Origin of the sequence: Nonomuraea fuscirosea (assembly GCF_003001935.1) — a bacterium.
GTDB classification, from domain to species: domain Bacteria; phylum Actinomycetota; class Actinomycetes; order Streptosporangiales; family Streptosporangiaceae; genus Nonomuraea; species Nonomuraea fuscirosea.
In genome coordinates this window covers 368,743-384,845 of sequence record NZ_PVNG01000006.1, presented here as the reverse complement: position 1 = coordinate 384,845, position 16,103 = coordinate 368,743, and the positions used below count along the sequence as shown (strand labels likewise).

The 16,103-nt window shown below is 72.7% G+C and carries 18 protein-coding genes; 10 read left to right on the top strand and 8 right to left on the bottom strand.

What is annotated here, in order from left to right:
* Positions 1-49: 49 nt before the first annotated feature.
* The 4 genes from B0I32_RS17090 to B0I32_RS17075 form a co-directional block, all read right to left on the bottom strand.
* Positions 50-1,093 carry an LLM class flavin-dependent oxidoreductase gene (locus B0I32_RS17090; protein ID WP_219911847.1) on the bottom strand — a complete coding sequence of 348 codons (1,044 nt, stop codon included), beginning with the start codon at positions 1,091-1,093 and terminating at the stop codon, positions 50-52.
* 78 nt (positions 1,094-1,171) lie between these two features.
* Positions 1,172-1,735 carry an NADPH-dependent FMN reductase gene (locus B0I32_RS17085; protein WP_106240016.1) on the bottom strand — a complete coding sequence of 188 codons (564 nt, stop codon included), beginning with the start codon at positions 1,733-1,735 and terminating at the stop codon, positions 1,172-1,174.
* A 254-nt stretch (positions 1,736-1,989) separates the two neighbouring features.
* Positions 1,990-2,412, bottom strand: a complete 423-nt coding sequence (locus B0I32_RS17080) for a winged helix-turn-helix transcriptional regulator (protein WP_245955863.1) — start codon at positions 2,410-2,412, stop codon at positions 1,990-1,992.
* A gap of 116 nt (positions 2,413-2,528) precedes the next feature.
* Positions 2,529-2,954, bottom strand: coding sequence for a GntR family transcriptional regulator (locus B0I32_RS17075; protein WP_106240014.1), 426 nt, complete (start codon positions 2,952-2,954; stop codon positions 2,529-2,531).
* 141 nt (positions 2,955-3,095) lie between these two features.
* On the opposite strand from B0I32_RS17075, the gene B0I32_RS60940 reads away from it, so the two are divergent.
* A complete protein-coding gene (locus B0I32_RS60940) occupies positions 3,096-4,973 on the top strand; it encodes an alpha/beta fold hydrolase (RefSeq protein ID WP_181307474.1) in 1,878 nt (625 codons plus the stop codon).
* Here the strand turns inward: B0I32_RS60940 and B0I32_RS17065 are convergent.
* Positions 4,957-5,829 (bottom strand): aldo/keto reductase, encoded by an 873-nt coding sequence (locus B0I32_RS17065; protein ID WP_106240010.1) that lies wholly within the window; start codon positions 5,827-5,829, stop codon positions 4,957-4,959. The two genes, B0I32_RS60940 and B0I32_RS17065, sit on opposite strands and share 17 nt — an antisense overlap.
* Before the next feature lie 106 nt (positions 5,830-5,935).
* The gene (locus B0I32_RS17060; RefSeq protein ID WP_106240008.1) at positions 5,936-6,400 is read right to left on the bottom strand and encodes a winged helix-turn-helix transcriptional regulator; all 465 of its coding nucleotides are present in this window, start codon (positions 6,398-6,400) and stop codon (positions 5,936-5,938) included.
* Positions 6,401-6,675: 275 nt separating this feature from the next.
* On the opposite strand from B0I32_RS17060, the gene B0I32_RS17055 reads away from it, so the two are divergent.
* The 5 genes from B0I32_RS17055 (at position 6,676) to B0I32_RS17035 (ending at position 10,705) form a co-directional block, all read left to right on the top strand.
* Positions 6,676-7,533, top strand: coding sequence for a nitroreductase/quinone reductase family protein (locus B0I32_RS17055; protein ID WP_342751747.1), 858 nt, complete (start codon positions 6,676-6,678; stop codon positions 7,531-7,533).
* Positions 7,534-7,792: 259 nt separating this feature from the next.
* A complete protein-coding gene (locus B0I32_RS17050) occupies positions 7,793-8,431 on the top strand; it encodes a TetR/AcrR family transcriptional regulator (protein WP_106240004.1) in 639 nt (212 codons plus the stop codon).
* A 4-nt stretch (positions 8,432-8,435) separates the two neighbouring features.
* Positions 8,436-8,729: a DUF6204 family protein gene (locus B0I32_RS17045; RefSeq protein WP_106240002.1), complete on the top strand. Its 294-nt coding sequence runs from the start codon at positions 8,436-8,438 to the stop codon at positions 8,727-8,729.
* A 237-nt stretch (positions 8,730-8,966) separates the two neighbouring features.
* Complete coding sequence (locus B0I32_RS17040; RefSeq protein ID WP_245955862.1) at positions 8,967-9,587, top strand: RNA polymerase sigma factor; 621 nt, start codon at positions 8,967-8,969, stop codon at positions 9,585-9,587.
* Entirely contained in the window at positions 9,584-10,705 is a 1,122-nt protein-coding gene (locus B0I32_RS17035) for a CU044_5270 family protein (protein WP_106240000.1), read from the top strand. The genes B0I32_RS17040 and B0I32_RS17035 overlap by 4 nt, the downstream gene beginning before the upstream one ends.
* 69 nt (positions 10,706-10,774) lie before the next feature.
* Here B0I32_RS17035 and B0I32_RS57720 read toward each other — a convergent pair whose 3' ends face one another.
* Positions 10,775-11,722, bottom strand: a complete 948-nt coding sequence (locus B0I32_RS57720; RefSeq protein WP_181307472.1) for a MurR/RpiR family transcriptional regulator — start codon at positions 11,720-11,722, stop codon at positions 10,775-10,777.
* 65 nt (positions 11,723-11,787) lie between these two features.
* Here B0I32_RS57720 and thrC point away from each other — a divergent pair, with 65 nt between their 5' ends.
* A complete protein-coding gene (gene thrC, locus B0I32_RS17025) occupies positions 11,788-12,852 on the top strand; it encodes a threonine synthase (RefSeq protein ID WP_106239998.1) in 1,065 nt (354 codons plus the stop codon).
* A 133-nt stretch (positions 12,853-12,985) separates the two neighbouring features.
* The gene (locus B0I32_RS17020) at positions 12,986-13,201 is read left to right on the top strand and encodes an SRPBCC family protein (RefSeq protein ID WP_181307469.1); all 216 of its coding nucleotides are present in this window, start codon (positions 12,986-12,988) and stop codon (positions 13,199-13,201) included.
* Positions 13,202-13,277: 76 nt separating this feature from the next.
* Here B0I32_RS17020 and B0I32_RS17015 read toward each other — a convergent pair whose 3' ends face one another.
* Positions 13,278-13,949, bottom strand: coding sequence for a class I SAM-dependent methyltransferase (locus B0I32_RS17015; protein ID WP_106239996.1), 672 nt, complete (start codon positions 13,947-13,949; stop codon positions 13,278-13,280).
* A 155-nt stretch (positions 13,950-14,104) separates the two neighbouring features.
* Between B0I32_RS17015 and B0I32_RS17010 the strand changes: the two genes are divergently transcribed.
* Together B0I32_RS17010 and B0I32_RS17005 are read left to right on the top strand one after the other, a co-directional pair.
* Positions 14,105-14,710 carry a biotin transporter BioY gene (locus B0I32_RS17010; RefSeq protein WP_106239994.1) on the top strand — a complete coding sequence of 202 codons (606 nt, stop codon included), beginning with the start codon at positions 14,105-14,107 and terminating at the stop codon, positions 14,708-14,710.
* 7 nt (positions 14,711-14,717) lie between these two features.
* A complete protein-coding gene (locus B0I32_RS17005) occupies positions 14,718-16,103 on the top strand; it encodes a class I adenylate-forming enzyme family protein (protein WP_106239992.1) in 1,386 nt (461 codons plus the stop codon).

Here is a 16,103-nt window from a genome sequence, read left to right as displayed (position 1 = left end):
CCGCCAGGTTTGAGGTCGCTTGTCGAGCCACCCGGTTGCACCTGGTCGCTCATTGAGCCACCTGCTCCGGGGCGGCGAGGAGTTCGCGGACGCGCGGGGCGACCTCGCGGCCGAGCAGCTCGATCGTGCGGGCGCGGGCCTCGCGCGGCAGGCGCATGATGTCGTACTTGAGATCGAAGCGGCTCAGCCGCAGCTCACGGGCCATCCGGACGATCTTGCGGGCGACCGTCTCCGGCGATCCGACGAAGAGCGCGCCGTGCTCCAGCTCGGCCTCGTAGCGCCGCCGGTCGGGCGCGTAGAAGCCGCGCTCGGCGGCCATCGCCGCGACGACCGGCTGCCAGTACGTCGACCAGGTCTCGATCGCCTCCTCGTCGGTGTCGGCGACGAGGCCCAGCGAGTGCTGGCCGATCGGCAGCTCGGGATGGCCGAAACGGTCGAGCGCCTGGAGGTAGAGCGCGACGTTGCGGGCGAAGCGCCGGGGCTGCCCGCCGATGATGGCCATCATGAGCGGCAGGCCGTGCCGGGCGGCGCGCACCACGGAGTCCGGGGTGCCGCCCACGCCGATCCAGGTGGGGATGCCGCCGGGCCGCATGCGCGGGTGCGGCCGGTAGTCGGTGACCGGCGACCTGACGGTGCCCGACCAGGTCACCCGCTCCTCGCGTTCGAGCCGCAGGAACAGGTCGAGCTTCTCCTCGAACAACCGCTCGTAGCCGGCCAGGTCGTGCCCGAACAGCGCGAACGACTCCGTCGCCGAGGCGCGGCCGAGCACGATCTGGGCCCGGCCGCCGGACACCGCGTCGAGGGTGGCGAACTCGTGGTAGAGCCGGACGGGATCGTTCGTGCTGAGCACGGTCACCGACGTGCCGAGCCTGATGTGCCGCGTGGCGGTGGCCATCGCGGCGAGCAGCACCGGCGTGGCGGAGTCGTTGTGACCCTCCCGGTAGTGCTCGCCGACGCTGAAGACGTCCAGCCCCGCCTGGTCGGCCAGCCGGGCCTCCTCGACGAGCAGCCGCACGGTCTCGGCGTCGCTCAGCTCGCGCCCGCCGTCGGTGGCGATCTCGCCGAACGAGTTGAGCCCCAACTCGAAATGCACGGTTCCTCCTGCTGTGGTGTGGCGAGACGATCGACGCCGGCCGGGGCGCGGGACGGCGACCCCGGCCGGGCACGGGGATCAGGCGGCCCGGCGCAGCGGGGCCAGGGCGCGGCTCCAGGCGAGGACCTCGTCCAGCATGGTCGTCAGGGCCTCCACCTGGTGCTCGCCGGCCGCGAGCTTGCTGAAGCCCTCGAAGTCGGTGAACAGCGACAGCGTCACGTTGGTGCGCACGTCCGCGAGCTTGAGCTCGCCGCCGATGAGCCGCAGGTGCTCCGCCGCCCGGGCGCCGCCGACGCTGCCGTACGAGACGATGCCGAACGCCTTGTTGTTCCACTCGGCGCTCAGGTAGTCGATCGCGTTCTTCAGCACGCCGGAGGTGGAGTGGTTGTACTCGGGCGTCACCATGACGAAGCCGTCGAAGGAACTGATCTTGGCCGACCACGCCTTGGTGTGCTCGTTCCGGTACTGCCCGTAGGCCGGGGGCATGGGCTCGTCCAGGTGCGGCAGCGGGTAGTCCAGCAGGTCCACGAGCTCGAAGGCGGCGTCGGAGCGCCGGGAGGCGTGCTCCAGCACCCAGTGCGCCACCTGCTCGCCGTTGCGTCCTGGACGGGTGCTGCCGAGGATGATGCCGATGCGGGTCATCGCGGGTCCTTTCGAAGTTTCCGATATGCGGCGGCCCGGGTGCGGGCACGCCGAAGTAGCCCCGGGACAGGGGGCGAGCGGGAAGCGTCACGGGACGAGGCACGCGGGCACGGGGCGCTGCCCGGAACGGGAGCCGGGTGCCGGTGACCTCGCAGTACTGACTACAGGCCGCTGATCGGTAACTTCAACTGAACCGCGGTCACATGGAGGGGACCGGCCCGGTGGCCGGCCTCGGTCCACGTCGGTTCGGGTCGTCAGTTCAGGTCGTCGTCTTCGGCGCCGGTGGCCACGTCGAAGGCGTGGCGATTGGCGCGGATGGTGTTCTGGTTGTCGGCCGTCCATCGGGCGAGCGCCAGCACGGGGCCGGACAGGCTGCGTCCGAACGCGGTGACCTCGTACTCGACCCGGGGCGGGATCTCCGGGTAGGCGACGCGCCTGACCAGCCCGTCGCGTTCCAGGCTGCGCAGCGTCAGCGACAACATGCGGCGGGAGATGCCGGGCGCGGTGCGCAGCAGTTCGGTGAAGCGCATCGGCTTGTCGTCGAGCAGTCCGATGAGGATCAGGCTCCACCGGTCGGCGACCCGGTCGAGGACCGACCGGAGCACGTCGGGGTCGTGGTCGAGGCACATCCGGCCCCGCGAACGCAGCACCCTGTCCGCTTCGCTCTGGTGCGACATGAGTCCCCCCGTCCGCTGTCACCCGAAAGTGACCAGGTCACGTTGCTGTTACCGGCTGTCGAAGAGTACATCAGTGACGGAAAGCGACATTCCTGAGGTGGCGGACCCGAGCCCGGTCACCCGTTCGAGAGGAGATCGACCTCGCCGGGCCTGACTTTCCTGGCTCCGAACGAGTCGATGACCTCGCCGCACCGCCGCAGCACCTCCTGCTCGCCGAGGCCGTGCACCGTGGCCTCGGCGAGCAGCGTGCGCAGCCGCGCCTGCCATTCGTCGGCGAAGCCGGCCTCCGCGGGCCCGGAGCCGGCGTCGCGGCGCACCACCGCTCCGCTCTTGCGGTTGATCCGGATGACCCCCTCCCTGCGCAGCAGGTCGTAGGCCTTGTTGACGGTGTGGAAGTTGATCGCCAGGTCGGCGGCCAGCTGCCGGGTGGAAGGCAGCGCCGATCCCTCCGCCAGATCGCCGTCGGCGATGGCCTCGACCACCCGATCGCGGATCTGCTGGTAAATCGGCACCTCGCTGTCGAGGTCGATCGTCAGGAGCACGATCGCAGCATATCTGATATAGGTTACCTATAACAGATAACACATATGGCGTGTCCCCGGTCCGCAGGCAGGCGACGAGGTCCCGGCGACCCGCAGGCAGGCGACAAGTCCCGGCATCCCAGCCCAGAAAGGACTTCCTCCATGCGCTCGACAGTCTCCGATCCGCCCGTCGTCAGTGCGCGAGACGACGGCAGCCGTCGTCGCGAGCTGGCGACGTTCCTGCTCATCGCCTTCGGGGTCCCGTGGCTGCTCTGGCTGCTGCGCCTGCGCACCGGCGTCGACGTGGTCGCGGCGGGCGGCATGCTCGCGGCCGGTCTGGCCACGTTCGTGGCCGTTCGGTGGGTCGGCCGGCCGGCCAGCATTCCGCGCGACACCGCCCTGGCTCCGCTGCGTCCGGCGGGCCGGCTCGTCCGCTACTGCGGGATCGCGTTCGTGGTTCCGCTCGTCCTCGCCTTCCTCGCTGTCGCGATCGGTGCGCTGGCCGGGGTGTACCCGCTCGACCTCGAGAACTTCTCCGGGCTGCGTAGCGTGTACGCGCCCGAGGCGGCCCACGAGACGGGTGTGCCCGTCGGGCTGATCCTGTCCGCACTCGCGACCGGCTTCGGGCTGTTCGTCCTGCTGCTGCCGCTGGCGTTCTGCGAAGAGTGGGCCTGGCGCGGCTTCCTGCTGCCCCGGCTCCGCCCGCTCGGTCCGTGGCCGGCGCTGCTGCTCAGCGGCCTGATCTGGGGGCTGTGGCACCTGCCGGGATACGCCGGCACGAACGCGACGGCCGGGCTGGTGCCGTTCCTGGTGACCACCGTGTTCTTCGGCGTCCTGCTCGGCTGGCTGCGCCTGGCCTCCGGGCTGATCTGGCCGGGCGTCATCGCGCACGCGGTCAACAACACGCTGATCACGGGCTTCGTGAACGTCGTGTTCGCCGCCGGCGACCAGCGGGCGTTGAGCGATCCGTGGACCGTCGGCCTCAGCGGCTGGCCCGGCTGGCTGGTCATGCTCGCCACCGTCGCCGTCCTCGTGGTGACGGGCGCGTTCCGGCGCGCCGCCGTACCGGATGGGCCGGGCCGCGAAGGGCGGCCGCGTCGCTGGCGGCGGATCCTCGCCGCGTTCCTCGCGGTCGCCGGCATTGCCGCGCTGGCCGGAGCGTCCGCCGAGAACTCCCTCGCGCCGGCGGACGCCCGGCGCTTCCCCGCGCCGGGCCGCCTGGTCGGCGTCGGCACGCACCAGCTGCACCTGCGCTGCCTGGGCAGCGGGTGGCCGACGGTGGTCTTCGAGTCGGGCTGGGGTGATTCGTCCACGACGTGGGACGACCTCCAGCGGCGATCGGCCGCTTCCGGGCAGCGTTCGTGCGCCTACGACCGGGCGGGCTACGCCTGGAGCCGGCCGGGTCCGGATGTCCGGGACGTCTCCGCCGAGGCGGACGACCTCGCGGCCTTACTGCGGAACGCGGGGGAGCGCGGGCCGTACGTGTTCGTGGGGCATTCCTGGGGCGGGCACGTCCTGCGGGTGTTCCGAGCCCGCCGACCGGGGAGCGTGGCCGGGCTGGTGCTACTCGACGTCGCGGACGAGCGGAGCGGTGCGAACCCGGCGGCCCTCGCCACGGTCCAGGCGAACGTGTGGTCCTTCCTGGCCGGCGTCGGACTGCTGCGTACGGGAGCGTGGATGACCGACCCCCGCGAACCGCGCCTCACCCGCGACAACGTGCCCGTCGTCTTCGGCCCGGGCACCTGGGCCGCCGCCGCTGCCGAGATGCGCGGGTTCGAGGCGAGCACCCGTACCGTCCAGGACCTTCCCCGCGAACCTGGCTCATGGGGCTCCCTTCCCCTGACGGTCGTCAGCGCCGCCGGCGACCGGGAGACCGCTGAGCACCACGCCCGGATCGCGCGGCTCTCGACCCTGGGACGGCACGTCGTCGCGTCCAGCACGGACCACTACCTGCACCTCGCGGACCCCGCGCTCGTCGCGCGGGAGATCCGCCGGGTCACCGGCCAGGCGCGGCGGAACGGGGTCAGTTCGGCGCGGTGACGGCCGCGGTGAGCTCGGCGACGTCGTCGTCGGTCAGGTCGAGGCCGGCCGCGGCCACGTTCTGCTCCAGATGATCGACCGACGAGGTGCCGGGGATCGGCAGCATCACCGGAGAGCGGTGCAGCAGCCACGCGAGCGCGAGCTGCGACGGCGTGGCCGACAGCCGCGAGGCGATCGCGTCGAGCGGCCCGCCCGGCTTCACCAGCCCGCCGGTGGCCAACGGGAACCACGGGATGAACGCGATCCCGTGGCGCTCGCAGTGGTCGAGCACGTTCTCCGCGGCCCGGTTGGCCAGGTTGTAGAGGTTCTGCACGGAGGCGATCGGGGCGACGGCGCGGGCCTGCTCGATCTGCTCGACGCTGACCTCCGACAGGCCGATGTGCGCGATCTTGCCTTCGTCCTTGAGCGCCTTCAGCTCGCCGACCTGGTCCTCGATGGGCACCTCCGGGTCGACGCGGTGGAGCTGGAACAGCGGGATCCGGTCGAGTCCGAGGTTGCGCAGGCTCATCTCGCACTGCTGGCGCAGGTAGGCGGGCCTGCCGACGGGCGTCCACTGGTCGGGGCCCTGCCGGGTGAGGCCGGCCTTGGTGGCGATGACGATGCTCTCGTCGTACGGGGCCAGAGCGCGCTTGAGCAGCGGCTCGGCGACCAGCGGGCCGTAGGAGTCGGCCGTGTCGAACAGCGTCACGCCGAGCTCCGCCGCGCGGCGCAGCACCCGCACGGCCTCGTCCGGGTCGGAGGGAGGCCCCCACACGCCGGGCCCGGTCAGCTGCATGGTGCCGTAGCCGAGCCGGGTGACGGGAAGAACGTCCTCGATCATGAATTGGCCGGATACGTCGGCTCGTACGGTGGTCATCACGGTTTCCTTTCGCTGCCGGCCCGCCGAGGCCGGGGGCGTGCGGGGTGGCTCTGCCCGGTGGGCCCGCGCCCTATCTCAACCTGCGGCAAAGCCCTGTCCCCGATCATGGGCGGGCGTCCAGCAGGACGTCCTCGCCGGCCACCTCGCGGCCGTCGCGGCCGACGAACGCGACCCGCACCGGCTCGCCGGTGGAGCGCGTCCTGCGCAGGGCCGAGGGCCCGGCCGGCCGGGGGCGGTGCGTGTCGCCCCACTGCTGCAACGCGCCGAGCACCACGCTCAGGTCGGCGCCGGCCTTGGTGAGGTGATAGCTGCGCCGCTGCCTGCTGCCCGGCTCCTGGTAGGTGAGCGTGCGCACCACTCCCGCTCCGACCAGGGTCTTCAGCCGGGCGCTGAGCAGGTTGGGCGCGATGCCCAGGGCGTCCCTGATGTCGGCGAAGCGGTGTCTGCCACGGAAGAGCTCACGCAGGATGAGCAGCGTCCACCGCTCGCCGAGGATCTGCAGGCTCCGCTCGATCGAGCAGGCCGGCTCGTCGGCGGGGGACCTGCTCCTGCCGTTCACGGTCGTCATGCCCCCTCCTCAACAGGTGACTATCGTTACTGTACTCAGACCTCAGGAGACGCCGCCCGGTTGACAGCCGACGGTGGATATGGGCGTAATGGCGGTCGCGTCGCGTGTCGCCGCCGGGAGGACGGACGGGGGCATGGAGGCGCCGGACCAAAGGGGATGACGTGATGGCCACTCACACCACCGGTCGTGCCTGAGCACACCGCGCCCGCGCGTCTTCCCATGCCTCCCGCGGTGTCGTAGCACCCGCGCGGCCGGCATGCCCGCGCGGGTCTCCCATGTCATCGACACCCACCCGCGAGGAGCCGGCGCTCAGCATGCCCATGAACTTCAACCAGCAGGTCATCGACGAATTCCGTGCCAACAAGGGCCAGGTCAGCGGCCCCTTCGAGGGAGCCAGGCTGCTCCTGCTGACCACGATCGGCGCCAGGACGGGCGCCCCGCACACCACGCCGCTCGGCTGCCTGCCCGACGGCGACCGCGTCCTCGTCATCGCCTCGGCGGGCGGCGCGCCCAGGCACCCGGCCTGGTACCACAACCTGCTGGTGAACCCGCGGGTCACCGTGGAGGACGGCGTCTTCACCTATGAGGCGCAGGCCGTCGTGCTGGCCGGCGAGGAACGCGAGCGCGTCTTCGCCCGCGCGGTCGAGGCCGACCCCGGCTGGGGCGCGTACCAGGAACGCTCGGGCCGCGTCCTGCCGGTCGTGGCGCTGCTGCCGATCGACGCGGGCCCGCCCACCGGCTCCCTGGCCGACGCCCTGATCACCCTGCACGACGCCTTCCGCCGCGAACTGGCCCTGATCCGCGCCGAGACCGCCAGGTCCGGCCCGCGCGTGGGCGCGCAGCTGCGCGTCACCTGCCTGACCCTCTGCCAGGGCCTGGACGTGCACCACTCCCGCGAGGACGCGGGCATGTTCCCCGCGCTGGAGCACCGCTATCCGGAGCTGGCGCCGGTGATGGAGCGGCTGCGCGCCGAGCACGAGGTGATCGCCCGGCTGCTCGACGAGCTCAAGACCCTGCTCGGCGGTACGGACGTCGCCCCGGACGTTCTGCTGGCCGAGGTGGACCGGCTCACCGGGGAACTGGAGGCCCACCTCGACTACGAGGAGAAGCAGCTCGTACCACTGCTGACCTGACCTTATCGGGGCGCCTCTGTGACAAGGGGGACAGGCGGGACGTATGCTGATGGGGCGTCCGGGCCCGGCGCCACATCACTCACCACCCGCTCGACGACGGCTGCCGCCTGCGCGCCTCGTCCCCGCCGTGCGCGCCTCAGGCCGGGTTTCTCCAGAGTCGATCAATGCCCTTCAGGAGACGGTTGACGACTGCGCCGGAAAATTCTGCAGTCAACTCCAAAAGTGCAGTGGGCTTAAAGTTTGTCGTAGGCTTGACGGCATGGCGGAAGGACTGCGGGAGCGTAAGAAGCGGCAGACCCGGCGGCACATCTCGGAGGTGGCCATCGGGCTGTTCATCGAGCGCGGCTTCGACAACGTGACGATCGCCGAGGTGGCCGAGGCCGCCGAGGTGTCGGTCAACACCGTCTACAACTACTTCCAGGCCAAGGAGGACCTGGTGCTGCCGCCGGAGGAGGCCTCGCCGCAGCGGCTGGCGGGCATCGTGCGCGAGCGCGCCCCCGGCGAGTCGGCGGCCGGGGCGGTGCTGGCGCGGTTGCGCCGGGAGGTTCGCGGGCGCGAGCGGCAGGTCGGTCTGAGCGCGGGCTTCGGCCGGTTCCTGGAGATGATGCGGGCGGCTCCGGCACTGAGCGCCCGGCTGGAGGACCTCGCCCACCGGATGACCGACGCGCTGGCCGACGTCCTGGCCGAGGAGACCGGCGCGGCGCCGGGCGATCCGGTGCCGCGCGTGGTGGCCTGCCAGATCGCCGCCCTGCACGCGATGGTCCTGACCGAGATCGGCCGGCGCACGGCGGCCGGCCAGGATCCCGACGCGATCGCCGCCGCCGTGCTGGAACTGCTGGACGCCGCCGAGAGCATGCTCGGCGAGAAGCTGCTCGACTACGCGGTACGGAAGGACTGAGGTCGTGTTCAGAGTGACGATCAGGGGCAAGTTCAAGGAGCTCGACGACGCGGGCCGGGCCGCCGTGCTGGCCGCCGGGGGCGCCGCCTTCACCGAGGCGGGGACGTTCACCCACGACCAGGGCGTGTCGGTGTTCACGTTCCGCTGCCAGGTGCCGGCCGGCCCCGACGACGGGGAGGACGAGGCGACCCTCGGGGCGATGGTGGCGCTGGAGGCGCACGGACATCCGCACGAGATCCTCCGGATCGGGGTCACGGATTTGCGCGACGTCAAGATCCGCAACAGGAGGAGGGCTTAGGCGCGGCCCCTCTTCGGCGGGCAGGGTGCTGTCGGCCTGTGACCACCCGCGATCGTGGGCGAGTGCCGCGTAGATCGAGGCGACGCCATCGCCGCATCGATCAGGGAGGACGGTGCTGATCGCTCCGGTCTCGCCGGCGCGGCGGGATTCAGGGGAAGGCGAAGGCGGTCTGCGGACAACAACGGGGTGACCGTTGTCCCGCCGACTTCGAGGCCCTTGAATGAATGAGTCGTTCGCATGAATGAGCCGTACATGGCCGATCATCGGCACGTCGCCGCGCCGTCGCAGGACGACGCCGTCGTGATCGAACGGTCCTGGGACGAGCCCGAGCGTTTCGGCGCGGTCTTCGACGCGCACTACGCGGAGATCCACCGGTACGTCTCCCGCAGGCTCGGCCCGCAGGCCGGCGACGACGTCTCCGCCGAGACGTTCGCCCTCGCCTTCCGGCGGCGTCGCCACTACGACGTGAGCCGCCGCAGCGCCCGGCCCTGGCTGTACGGCATCGCCACCAACCTCATCAACCGGCACCGCCGCGACGAGGTGCGCCTGCTTCGTGCCGTGGACCGGCTGCGCCCGGAGGCGAACCCGGCCCAGGGGCACGAGGACGAGGTGACCGCGAAGGTGAGCGCGCAAGCGGTCAAGGGCGTGCTGGCCAGGGCCGTCGCCGCCCTGCCTGCGGATCAGCGGGACGTGGTGCTGCTCGTGGCGCTCTCCGGGCTGAGTTACGAGGAGGTGGCGCAGGCCCTGGGCGTGCCGTTCGGCACGGTGTCCTCGCGGCTGAACCGGGCCCGCAAGAAGTTGCGCAAGGCGCTGGGCGGAACCAATCCGCTGTTCGACGAGGGGGAGACAGGCCGATGAACGAGCTGCAGCGCGTACGCGAGCTGTACGACGACCCGGCCCCGCCCTCCGCGGAGACAGCGGCGGCCGCCCGTACCCGGATGCTGAGCCAGGACGGCCACGCGGGCCCCCGTCCGCGCCGTACGTGGCGCGTGCCGCTCGGCCTGCTGGCCGCCGCCACGGCCGCGGCGGTGGTGGCGGGTGTGACGCTCGTCCAGCACGATTCCGTACGGTCGCGGACAGGTGTGCAGGCCGTGCCCCGTGCTCCGTCGCCGCGCGACATGATGCTGGCCGCCGCCGCTCAGGCGGAGCTGCAGCCGCAGGGCCGCTACTGGTACACCCACCAGCGCCACGCCTTCGCGACGCGCGCGCTCGGCAGGACCGGCGGCTACGTGGTGGAGGAGCGGCACGAGTACTTCACCTGGACGGGGCGCGCCCGCGGCGACGGCGGCTCCTTCTACGGGCGCTTCTTCGCGGGCAGGCCCCAGACCGGCGCCGACACCGACGCCTGGCGCGCGGCGGGTTCCCCTTCGAGCTGGACGGTGGGCTCTTCGGGTGCGAGCAGGACCGTCAGGACGAAGTCCGGTGCCTGGCGCGAGGACTCTCCCGGTTACCGGAAGGGTGGCGCCTTCCTCATCAGCGGCGTCGGCCAGTTCACCTACCAGGAGCTGCAGGAGCTGCCTGCCGATCCAGGAGAGCTGCGTAGGCTGCTGTGCGAGGGCTCGGTGAAGTTCATCGGGGGTGGGTCCGGGGCGCCGAGGCGCTGCGACGATGCGGCACAGGTGCTCAGCAGGGCCTTCTTCGTGCTCGTGGACACGCCCGTGCCGCCCAAGGTGCGAGCCGGGCTCATGCGTCTGATCACGGACTATCCGGGCGTACGGCGGCTCGGCGCCGTCACGGATCCGCTCGGCCGGCCGGCGGTCAGCCTCGCGGCCTCGTTCGGGAGCGCCGACGGACGCGGCACGATCCAGCGGGAGGTGCTCTTCGATCGGCAGGCCGGCAAGGTCCTCGGCAGCCGGGATACCCAGCTCGTCCCGGGGCCTGACAGCGAGACGTGGCAGGTTCCCGGTCGGGTGCTGAACTATCGCGCGGTGCTGGATGTGGGCTGGAGCGATGCCAAGCCGGCCCTTCCCGACTAGGAGCAGCGGACCGGGCGGACTCGGGTCGTCGATGGTGGGGGCCCGTGCTGTCTCCGACCGGCGTCCCGGTCACAACGTCTGGGTGAGATCGTCGAGGGCGGCGAGGCGGTCGGCGGCGCGGCCGGCCGGGGCCAGGTGGGCGGCGGTGGCGACGAGCAGGAGTTCGGTGACGGCGATCTCGTGGGCCAGTGGCGCGATCGGTCCGGCGGCCTCGCGCGGCAACCTGATGAGCACCTCCGCCTCGGCCGCCAGCGGGGATCCCCAGGCGTCGGTGACGAGCACCAGCCGGGCCCCCCTGGCTCGCGCGGCGTGCACGAAACGGGCGGTGCCGGGGGAGTAGCGGCGGAAGTCGTACGCCACGATCACGTCGGAGGCGGTGAGGTCGAGCACGGTACGCGCGCGACCGGGCGCGGAGCCGGGCACCCGCTCGGCCCGGGGGCGCAGGCCGGCCAGCTGGCGGATCAGGTAGTCGGCGGCCAGCTCGCTCAGCGGGCCGCCCAGCGCCCAGACGGATCCCGCCTCGGCCAGCAGTGCGGCGGCCCGGTGGTAGAGCGGTTCGGGTACGGCGGTCAGGGTGCCGTCGAGCCCGGCGCGCAGGTTCTCGGCGGCCTGCCGCCACGAGGAAGCGCCTGCCTCGCCGGCTGGAGGGGGCGGGGTCGGCTCGGGCCGGGTGTGGTCGAGTGCGGCTCCTGACACAGCCCCGGCCTGATCGCCGCTGGGATCGCCCGCCTGGTCGTTCGCCGGCGCCCGGCGGGTGACGAACTCCAGCAGCCGGGAGCGATCCCGTGCCCCGTCACGCACCGCCGCCTGGAAGTCGGCGAACCCGCCGTAGCCGAGCCGGTCGAACAGGCGCGACGCCGTGGGCGGGCTCACCCCGGCCCGCTCGGCCAGCGCGCGCAGCGAGCCCAGGGCGGCGAACGGATAGTCGTCGAGCAGCACCCGCACGACCGCCCGCTCCCCGGGTGGCAGCTCCGGATAGACAGCCGAGAGGCGGCCCGCGATCGGATCGTTCTCCATGATGACGAATGTTACATCAGAGCCGTCTTGACGATATATACGAAACAGTTGTTACGGTGTGGGACATGACTACCTGGCATGGTTTGATCGACAGCGGCTACCGGCGCTGGCTGCCGGTGACCCCTGAGACCCCGTCGATCTCGCTCAACGAGGGCAACACCCCGCTGCTGCGCTCGGAGCACCTGTCCGCCCGCACCGGATGCGAGGTCTGGCTGAAGGTCGAGGGGGCGAACCCGACCGGCTCGTTCAAGGACCGCGGCATGACGGTGGCGATCAGCCGGGCGGCCGAAGCCGGCGCCGAGGCCGTCATCTGCGCCTCCACCGGCAACACCAGCGCCTCGGCCGCCGCCTACGCCGCCCGCGCCGGGGTGGCGGCCGCCGTGCTGGTGCCCAGGGGCGGCGTGGCGCTGGGCAAGCTGAGCCAGGCCGTACGGTACGGCGCCGAGATCGTCGAGATCGACGGCACCTTCGACGACTGCCTGCGGGTGGCCCGCGACCTGGCCGCCCACCACCCGATCGCACTGGTCAACTCGGTCGGCAACGAGCCGCGCCTGGCGGGCCAGCGCACGGTGGCGTACGAGATCGTGGACGCCCTGGGCGGCGCGCCCGACGTGCACTGCCTGCCGGTCGGCAACGGCGGCAACATCACCGCGACCTGGGGCGGCTACCGTACGTACCGGGAGGCCGGTCTGTCGGACGGGCTGCCGCGCATGTGGGGCTTCCAGGCGGCCGGCGCCGCCCCGCTCGTGCACGGCGCGCCCGTCGCCGAGCCCCGTACGGTGGCCGGCGCCATCAGCATCGGCCACCCCGCCACCTGGGACGGCGCGATCGCCGCCCGCGACGATTCCGGCGGCCTGATCGGCGCGGTGAGTGACGACCAGATCCTGGCCGCGTACCGGCTGCTCGCCCGCCGCGACGGTGTTTTCGCCGAGCCGGCCTCGGCGGCGGGCGTGGCGGGGCTGCTCGACCGGCACGCCAGGGGCGAACTGGAGCCGGGCCTGCGCGTCGTGATCACGCTCAGTGGCAACGGCCTGAAGGACCTCGACACCTCCATGCGCGACGGCTACACCGCCACGGAGACCTCCGCGGCCACCGCCGACGTGGCCCGCGCCCTGCGCCTGGCCGCCTGACCCCGGCGAAGACGAGGGATCAGCGCGGGCGCGCTCGACCTGCTGGTCCGCCTCGACAACAGCGAGCACGGCATCAGCATCGGCGAGCCGGCCCGCACCGCCGGGGTCACCTGCGCGAGATCGGAGCACAGCCTTGTCCCCCATCCGCCACGAGATCGTCATCGACGCGTCCCCCGAGCACATCTGGGACGTGCTGCGCGACGTCGGAGCCGTGCACGAGCGCCTGCTGCCGGGCCGGGTCGCCGGCACCCGGCTGGAGGGCGACCAGCGGTTCCTCACCTTTCCCGACGGGCACGTCCTCCGCGAGCTGATCGTCGCGATCGACGACGAATCCCGCCGCCTGGCCTAATCCGGGTCGAACACGGCGCACGGGAGATGAAGCAGGCGATCGAGGCGGCAACGCACGCCGGTCATGCCGCGCCTGGCTAGCCGGCGTCCCAGATCATGGCGTGCGGGCCCACGTTGTGGAAGCGGGCGGTGGGGAAGATCTCGCCGTAGCCGCGCTCGAACTGCTCGCGGTTGAGGTAGCGGTCGCTGACCCGGTGGTCCAGCCAGGCTCCGGTGGACAGGCGGAAGATCTCCCATGCCGGCGCCGGGCCGCGCCGGACGAGGTTGGGCAGGAGTTTGCGTACGGCGCCGCCGTAGAGCCACCAGCGCGGGTTGGCCGGGCGCGGCGAGACGGTGTCCACGAGCACGGCCCGCCCGCCGGGTGCGACCAGCGTCCTGATGTGCCGCAGCGCGGCCCGCAGGTCGGGTACGTGGTGCAGGGTCGCGACGCTGAGCACGAGGTCGTAACGCCCGGCGCCCTCGACGTCGAGGAGGTCCGCCTGCCGGTAGGCGATGTTGGGCCGGGGGCGTCTGGCCCGGGCCAGGTCGATCATCGGGCCGGAGAGGTCCACGGCGTCGACGTGCGCGAACCGCTCGGCGAGGGCCACCGCGTGCTTGCCGGTGCCGCAGCCCAGGTCCAGCGCCCGCCCGCCGCCGGCCGGCAGCGCTTCCGCGAGCCACGCCCCCAGGGAGTCGCCCTGCAACTCGTGCAGTCGCTCGTACTCCATGGCGACCCGGTCGAAGGACTGGGCGTCGGCGCGGATGGTCATCCGTGATCTCCTGTCGGCGTCCGGCACGGGGCAGGGAACTGCGGCAAGATGTCTCCGCGGGGCGGGGGCGGTATCGATCCTCGCAGATGATCGGCGGGAATGTTGTGGGATACCTCCATGCCCCCACGTGACCGTTCTGGTGTGGGATCGACCCCATGACGAATGCAGGAAAGCAGCGCCGGTTCCCGACGGGTGACCTGGCGCGGGTGGCGGTGTTCGCGGCGCTGATCGCGGTGCTCGGCCTGCCCGGCACGCTGAACGTCTTCGGCAACGTGGTCCCGATCACGCTGCAGACGCTCGGCGTGATGCTGGCGGGCGCGATCCTCGGCTCGTGGCGGGCGGCGCTGGCCGTGGTGGTGCTGCTGGTGCTGGTCGCGGCGGGGTTGCCGCTGCTGGCCGGCGGGCGGGGCGGGCTGGCGGTCTTCACCGCGCCGTCGGCGGGGTTCCTGTTCGGGTGGATCCCGGGGGCGGCGGTGACCGGCTGGCTGGTCGAGCGGGCGGGCCGCAGCCCCGGTCTCGTCCGGCTGCTCATGGCCTGCCTGGTGGGCGGCATGGGTGTGGTCTACCTGGTCGGCATTCCCGTGCAGGCGCTGGTCACCGGGGTGTCCCTGGCGAACGCGGCGCAGCTCACCCAGGTCTTCCTGCCCGGTGACCTGATCAAGGTGGTGCTGGCCGCCGTCGTGGTCAGAGGGGTGCAGCGGGCCTATCCGGACGCGGTGCCGGCCGTGCACCAGGAACGACTCCGCGCCGGGGGGCGTTGACCCTTCCATGCCCGTAGCGCACCATGTGATGTCGCACGCCGCCGAGCGCCCTGCCCGGCTCGCGGTGCGCGGCCCCCTGAGCGAGCTGACGTACGAAGAGCTCGCCGACAAGATCGAGGGCGCCGCCCGTCATCTGCTGGACCGGGGCGCGGGCCCCGGCACGCTCGTCGGCATCGGCCTGGCCGATCCGGTCGAGCTGCTCGTCGCCGTGCTGGCGGCCGACCTGGCGGGGGCCACGCCCCTGGTCGGCGACCACACGTGGGACGCCGCGAGATGGGCGGGCGTCGCGGGCGCTGAGGCTCCGGTCCTGGTGAACGAGCCATTGCCAGACGTGGCCGGCGCCCCCGTGCGGCATGATCCCCGGCCCGGGGACCGGGCGTGGGCGTGCTTCAGCTCCGGCAGCACCGGCCGGCCCCGCGCCGTCGTACGCAGCCGCGAATCGTGGACGGCCTCCTACCCGCACCTGAACGACCTGACCGGCATCGGACCGGATGACGTGGTACTGGTGCCGGGGCCGCTGCTGTCCTCCCTCTACTCCTTCGCCGCCCTGCACGCCCTGGCCACCGGCGCGACGGCGATGGTGCCCGGCCGCTGGCCCGGCGGGTCGCTGGACGCCCTGCTGGACGAGGCCACCGCCGTGCACCTGGTGCCGCACCGGCTGCCGGACGTGCTCGACCGGCCCGGCTCCCTGCGGACGGCCGTGGTCGGCGGCGCGGCGCTCGACCCGGACGTCCGGGGGCTGGCGGCGCGGGCCGGGGTGCGGGTGGTCGCGTACTACGGGGCGACCGAGTTGTCGTTCGTGGCGGTGGACGCCGACGGCGGCGGGCTGCGGCCCTTTCCCGGCGTGCAGATCGAGGTCCGTGCGATGGAGAGCCCGGCCGAGGGCTCGCTGGGTGAGGTCTGGGTGCGGTCGCCGTGGCTGGCCGAGGGTTACCTGGGCGGCGCGGCCGGCCCGTTGCGGCGTGACGGAGCCGGCTGGGTGAGCGTGGGCGACGTCGCGGAGCCGTACCGGGAAGGAGAGCCGCTGCGGCTGCGCGGGCGCGGCGGCGGCGCGATCCAGACCGGCGGCGCGACCGTCGTGCCCGAGGACGTCGAGGAGGTGCTGCGTAAAGTGCCGGGCGTGGGCGACATCGTGGTGGTCGGCTCGCCGCATCCGTCCCTGGGCGCCGTGGTGACGGCGATCATCGAGGCCGGGGCGCCGCCGTCACGCGCGCTGCTGGAGGCGACCGCCCGGGGACGGCTGGACGTGGCACAACGGCCCCGGCGCTGGTACGCGCTGCCGAGCCTGCCCCGCACCGGCACGGGCAAGCCGGCCAGGGCCCAGGTGGAGGCGCTGCTCGCGGCCCAGTTGGCGGGGCGGCCCGGCGATGCCGAGTTGCGGCGGCTGGTCTGA